Source organism: Pseudomonas sp. GM49, assembly GCF_000282355.1.
Taxonomy (GTDB): domain Bacteria; phylum Pseudomonadota; class Gammaproteobacteria; order Pseudomonadales; family Pseudomonadaceae; genus Aquipseudomonas.
The window spans coordinates 1-4,373 of sequence record NZ_AKJL01000269.1 but is presented as its reverse complement, the minus strand read 5'-3'; the positions used below and the strand labels follow the sequence as shown (position 1 = coordinate 4,373).

Sequence of the window (4,373 nt, the reverse complement as noted above, 5' to 3'; positions counted from 1 at the left end):
CGGCCGCCGCCGATCGGAAGTGGTGGGCCTGCAGGTGGGGGATGTGCGCCAACTGGATGCCGACACTTGGCTGTATGCCTTGGGCGTCACCAAGACCGACACCGGCGGCGTGCGCCGCGAGAAGCCGCTACGCGGGCTTGCAGCAGAGGCGCTCACCGCCTGGATGGCCGCCACGCCGGCCGCATCCGGACCGCTGTTTCGCCGGATGTATAAAGGCGACAAGGTCGGCACCAAAGCACTGTCAGCCGATCAGATGGCGCGCATCGTTCAGCGCCGCGCTAAGCTCGCGGGGCTGGAGGGGGATTGGGCGGCGCACAGCCTGCGCTCGGGATTTGTCACTGAAGCCGGGCGTCAGGGCGTGCCACTCGGAGAAGTGATGGCCATGACCGAACATCGCAGCGTCGCCACAGTAATGGGCTACTTCCAGGCGGGTTCACTACTGAACAGCAAAGCCGCTAACTTAACGGCGACCCGAGAAGCCGCAACCATACATACGAATGCTCTCGATGTGGTAAAGAACGAGGATAGGACGATCAATCACAGTTAGTGGATAGCGCAGTCGAAAAGCTCGAAGAGCTCAAACACTCGTCATTCGCGGACCAAGACCGCCAGCAAGAGACTTGCCGACTGATTACGTTTGGCATTAATTCAGCAGCAGTTCAATTTTTTTGAACGCGCGGGTTACGCAACCACCGATATGAGGTGTCCTCTTGAATTGGCGATGTCAGCCCTGGCGAGCCTCTTGCTTGACCAGCATCAATAAGCCGATAAGACCAGAGGCGATGGACGCTGTCCTTCGTCATCAGGACAGCTACAACGAGTGAGCGGACAGCGCTGGCCACACGTGAGGGTTACTTGGGTGCGCCAATGGACGCGTGAAACAACTACTTTTTACGGTTGGGGGTGAGGATCAACCGCTAGGTGATTTTACGAAGCTGGCTAGCCGAATCAATGAAGGCTCAACTCAGCGGCCCATCATCCTCGCAAGACGTTACAAACCCCTATTTCGCTTTTAGTGGCTGATGTAGGCTAATCTCGGGATAGTCGAACAGGCGCTCAGCATAGGACTTTGCGCTTCCAACTCGACGGCGCAATTGGGGCAGCCCGGCCCCAACAATTGCGATTGGAAGGCCCAACTGCGAAACCCGATGCAGAGCGATAATGAGGGCGACTAACTCTGGTTCGACGACGTACTGAAGATCGTCGATGAAGATCACTAGGGCTGTACGTGCATGACGCACTGCTTCGCCGACCTGTGTCAGTAAAGTAGAAAGGTCACCTACGAGGTCGCCGTTGTCGGCCAAACCTGCCTCAGGTTCAAAATCGGAACTTACCTCAATATCTTGGTAGGTTACTTTCAGTGACTTTGCGAAGCCTGAGAGCGCTCGAAGCGCTCTATTGGCAGAATCTTTGGCCTCTTGCACCGTACTCATACACAGCAGCGCTGTCCGTAATTGGGGGGCCAACAGCGAAGGCAATGACCGTCCTTCAGGTGCTTCTACATAGACTGTGTGAACACCCAACGACTCTGCATCCCTCAACATCTGGCTCAGCAGTACCGTCTTTCCAACACCTCGCAACCCGACAATTACGAGGCTTTTGACTGGTCTCCCAATACGAAGGCGTTCGATGGACACTCGCAACCGCTCACGTAGATCGTCACGACCAAACACCTTAGGAGGTCGTGTACCGCCACCTGGTGCGTAAGAACTACGTATTACGGCCATAGGAAGAAACTCAAATGATTTAAGCTATATAAAAAATAATATCCCTTTCATAGAAACTACACGATTTTCTTTCTGCTCTCCCGTGTTGTTACGCCCAAACTATCGGCCACGCTCACGCTCTACGCCCCAGCCTTTTGTTATCGGGCAGGCAGTAAAAGGCTCGTCGGAGCGAATTTATTGTGCAGAGGACTGAATGCGCGTTAATGGAAGCATTCCGGGTGTGCGGTGAATCAGCAATCTGCGCGTAACGACGCCCCCCCTACTAAAACATTATAAGTTTCAGTCAACCACCTAGCCGACCACGCATCGCACCTCAAATAGCTCCGCAACGCCCTGCCGATCCTGTACCCATTATGCTGGATGCAAGCGGCTTGGCTAGTCTTCCAGCAGGTAGCGAAAATGTGCACGAGTAGGAGCGCTCCAGCTATCGGAGCGCTGCCTGAACCAAGCCAGATAGCTGGGCACCCTCACCGCATCGTTGAGCATTCTTTGCCATTGCCGTTCAACGTCGCCGTCGATTACCCAGCTTCTCCCGAGCCTCCACATGTGCATGCAACGCGGCAGCTTCAACAATAAACCGAGCAAGGCAAACATGGCCATGCGGGTGCAGACGGGATGCTCCCCAACGTCCAGGCACAGGAATGGCTCACAGCCGGCCTCCGGCGGCAGGTCAGAGCGGAGGGAACACCACGACCTGATGCCCAGCAACTCCGCGACAAGCGAGCGCTGATCAAACGGATAACTTCGTTTTTTGCCGATGATCGCCAAGATATCCCCCATGACCAGCTCCACCTCAGCGACACTCGCCGCAAGCTCAACGTCGCCGATGATGCAGGTTCCGCGTTGTACAGACGTCTGGTACCAGCGCTGAAAAAACAAAGCCATATAAAGCAGTCGACCGTATGTGAAATGCCAAGACCACTGGAGCGGTGCCCACGTGGAAAGAATACCTAGTGACAGTTCGAACCGGACACCGGCAAGTAATGCCGCAGGCGCCGAAGTGCTGTCTTGTTCGAGTAGAACCGAAGCGTGCACCGGGCATACGGTAAACCACCAATAGAACCAGTTGACCCTTGGAGTCGGCTGTCGGCCGCGGCAAAAATCATTGAGCAGGCAATGCTCGCAAAATTGCAGACGCCCTTCCGGCGGAGCCTTGAGCCAGTCACCGGGCAAGGGAAATGATTGTCTCAAGGATTCACCTGAAAGACCCAGCAGCCTTGATAATTCCACCACCACTGTCTGGGGAAGGCGCCCATCAGCGTCTTTGACACCCAGCGCCTTAAGACAGCCCACCGCGCGTCGAAAGGGTTCGGGATTTTGGGTACGAATTCCACGGCCAAGCCACGCCGAAAAAGCCTCGCTAGGCAACGGCTTGAGCAGTCCGCTGAAATGCGCATTACTCCTCATCGTCGAACCGTTCGAGATAAGGAGGGATTTCCGCGGCCTTCTCTAGGCTGACAAGGTCAATCTTTTCCTTGCCGTCCAAAATGGCCCATACCGCCCCTCGGGTAATTCGCTTGACGATGGCATCGGTGATGCCATCCGTGGCGCTGATGAGAAACCTTACCTTGTCTTGCTGCCACAGCTCCGACGACCTCCTTAATGGCAGTGTGCCCTCATATCCAGTCAGGAATGCCCTGAAACTGTCGTTTTCTCTCCAGCGCGGGAGGTCGTACATCTGGAAACGACGCTCCAGCTGAGCGTCGCTGCTAATAGCGTGCACGGCGTCATCCACGCCAAAGGCAATGATCGATAGTGACATCGGTGGGCTACTCAGCGCTCTCAGGAAGGCTAGGTTCTTTCGCTGATCGATCCTTCCCGCGTTGAGGAGATTGTGCACCTCATCAATCAACACCAGGCGCAGCTTCCTTAGATGAGCCAGCATGCAAAACGCGTCAGGAACCAAGCCGTTACGGATCTTACCAATTGGGACACCCAGTGCCTCACTGATGCTGTCCTCGAAACAGCTAAGCGTAGGGTCCGAGGCCAGGCTGAATGAAATGCAGCTATAAGAGTCCGCGTGCCTTTTTCTGAGGGCCGCCATGTCTGACTCGATTCTTTTAAAGAGGCTGGTTTTACCCATGCCCGGCCGACCGGAAATCATCATGCATTGTGCTTGGATTTTCGGTGGCATTTCATAGACTGCTCTGACCGCGGCCCTGACCGAACCTACGTGAGGATAGTTAACCCAGCAATCTTCATAAATCTTGCTGATCCGCTCCCGATCCCCGAGCAGTGCAAGCTGGCGACGGGCTGGTAAAAGGTGCTCTAGGTTCAACTCGGCTTTCATTGACGCTCACCTCGTCAGGAGTTCTAGAACTCATTCCTCGACTTCATAAGGCTCAGGTTTGACGCTGTAATCCACCGACTCAAGGGATGAAGGAGCGGTAATTTTTTCATTAAGGGGATGACCCGAATCCGCTAAGCGGTTTTTCTTCCGCTCTCGAGTTTTTCGCACCTGCTTGTTTTTTGCGACGGAAGCAATAACTAGCGCTTCGTTTTTTGCGATCAGATTGAATACGTCCGCCGCCGGCACCCTACTCTCGCTCTCCTTCCTTAGTTTTGCCCTCAGCCGCTTAAATTCTGAGAGCGTGGTGTTTGGCAACCTGAATCGCCCCGGATTCTCTAGACACCTTGCAAGCTCAT

General features: G+C 54.9%; 5 protein-coding genes. 1 reads left to right on the top strand and 4 read right to left on the bottom strand.

Annotated elements, in window-relative coordinates:
• On the top strand, positions 1-547 hold a 547-nt coding region (locus tag PMI29_RS06305), incomplete at its 5' end, for a tyrosine-type recombinase/integrase (RefSeq protein WP_008002032.1).
• A 454-nt stretch (positions 548-1,001) separates the two neighbouring features.
• On the opposite strand, the gene PMI29_RS06310 is transcribed toward PMI29_RS06305, so the two are convergent.
• From PMI29_RS06310 to PMI29_RS0130405, 4 genes are all read right to left on the bottom strand, one after another.
• Positions 1,002-1,727: an ATP-binding protein gene (locus PMI29_RS06310; protein ID WP_008002031.1), complete on the bottom strand. Its 726-nt coding sequence runs from the start codon at positions 1,725-1,727 to the stop codon at positions 1,002-1,004.
• 375 nt (positions 1,728-2,102) lie between these two features.
• The gene (locus PMI29_RS32110; RefSeq protein WP_157221384.1) at positions 2,103-3,134 is read right to left on the bottom strand and encodes a hypothetical protein; all 1,032 of its coding nucleotides are present in this window, start codon (positions 3,132-3,134) and stop codon (positions 2,103-2,105) included.
• On the bottom strand, positions 3,124-4,017 hold the full coding sequence (locus tag PMI29_RS06315) for a TniB family NTP-binding protein (protein WP_008002029.1): 894 nt from the start codon (positions 4,015-4,017) through the stop codon (positions 3,124-3,126). Before PMI29_RS06315 ends, PMI29_RS32110 begins: the two co-directional genes overlap by 11 nt.
• Positions 4,018-4,047: 30 nt before the next feature.
• The coding region (locus tag PMI29_RS0130405) for a hypothetical protein (protein WP_033052644.1) at positions 4,048-4,373 on the bottom strand (326 nt) is incomplete at its 5' end.

What these genes read in the sequence shown, in the direction of transcription:
- PMI29_RS32110 (WP_157221384.1), bottom strand. Translation starts at nt 3,134, where the DNA reads ATGAGGAGTAATGCGCATTTCAGCGGACTGCTCAAGCCGTTGCCTAGC.
- PMI29_RS06310 (WP_008002031.1), bottom strand. Translation starts at nt 1,727, where the DNA reads ATGGCCGTAATACGTAGTTCTTACGCACCAGGTGGCGGTACACGACCT.
- PMI29_RS06315 (WP_008002029.1), bottom strand. Translation starts at nt 4,017, where the DNA reads ATGAAAGCCGAGTTGAACCTAGAGCACCTTTTACCAGCCCGTCGCCAG.